Source organism: Streptomyces griseoruber (genome assembly GCF_001514205.1).
GTDB classification, from domain to species: Bacteria; Actinomycetota; Actinomycetes; order Streptomycetales; family Streptomycetaceae; genus Streptomyces; species Streptomyces griseoruber.
In genome coordinates, this window is sequence record NZ_KQ948833.1 from 1 (window position 1) to 1,308 (window position 1,308).

1 pseudogene is annotated in these 1,308 nt (G+C 69.6%); it reads left to right on the forward strand.

Annotated elements, in window-relative coordinates:
- Positions 1-1,056, forward strand: a pseudogene (locus AQJ64_RS44850) (chromosome segregation protein ParM); the annotation flags it as partial.
- Positions 1,057-1,308: the final 252 nt, after the last annotated feature.

The window sequence follows — 1,308 nt, forward strand, 5'->3', positions numbered from 1 at the left end:
AAGACGATGGTGTACCAGCACGACAAGAACGCCCCGGCGCACGGCCTGACCCTCGGGGTCAGCCGGTCCGGCAAGACGCAGTTCTTCGCGATCCACATGGCTGCCCAGTCCCTGGACGGGGAGGTCGTGTGGCTGGGCACCGTCCGCAAGGACGAGAAGACGAGCGTGCTGGGCCGGTACATCGACCGGCAGGGCTCGAACGCGCTGTGGATGGCCCGCTCGCTGCGGGCGGCGAAGGCACTGTGCGAGATCAGGGCGGAGATGCCCTGGCCGCACGACGGTCAGCCGCACGACTACAAGCCGGGCGACCCGCGCTGCCCGTACCGGCAGCTCAACGTCTACGGCGATGAGTTCATGACCGCGGCGCAGGATGCGGACTTCGGCGAGTTCATCCAGAAGGACGGCGAGGACCTCACGGTCACCGGCCTCAAGTACGGCATCGGCTTCAACCCGGCCGGCCAGTCGCCGTTCGCACACAACGGGTTCTCCACCGAGATGAAGGACAACCTGCGGCAGAACTCGAGGCCGGTCATCTTCAACATGGGTTCGCCCGGCGCCACCCGCAAGGCGGCGGAGGGCACCATGGAGAACGCCTACGACGTGCCGACCATCCCGGCCCGCTACTCCCGCACCGAGGGTTCCGCGATCGAGCGGGCCATGCGCGGCGAGGCCGACCCGGAAAACGGCGTCAGCACGGGCGGCGTCGCGGTCATCGTCCTCGACAACGGCCGCGCCGTCCTGATGCGGTCGCTGTACGCGGACTTCGACACCGACCTCTCCGAGCTGTTCCCCGACGAGGTCAACCGGCTCACCGACCACGAGATCAGCGAGCTGGAGAAGCGCGGCCTGTGGTTCGACTGGAACGAGCCCGTGCGGCCCGGCGAGTTCTGGCCCGAGCCCGACGAGGACGACGACGGCGACGGCCGTTCCCGTCGCCGCGGCGGCGGAGGAGGCGGCAAGGGCGGCGGTGGCAAGCGCAGTTCCGGCAGCCGCTCCGAGCAGGTCACCTCACCCCGCCAGGCGCTGGAGGCCATCAAGAGCCTCAACAACGCCTGACCGCTCCCCACCCCAACCATCCCCGGGGCCGGCCTGCCCGAGTGCGGCCGGCCCCACCCGACCCTCGCGAAGGAGGACCACTCGCCGTGGCCCTTTCCATCTCTGCCGCCGCGCTGCTGGGCATCATCGTGTTCGTCCTGGTCAAGGGCGGCTACGTCCGCGTCGGCTCCATGCTGGCCTGCACGCTGTTCGGCTTCACCCTCGCTGCGACAGGCCTGGCCCCGTTCATCAACAGCGGCCTCGCCTCGCTTT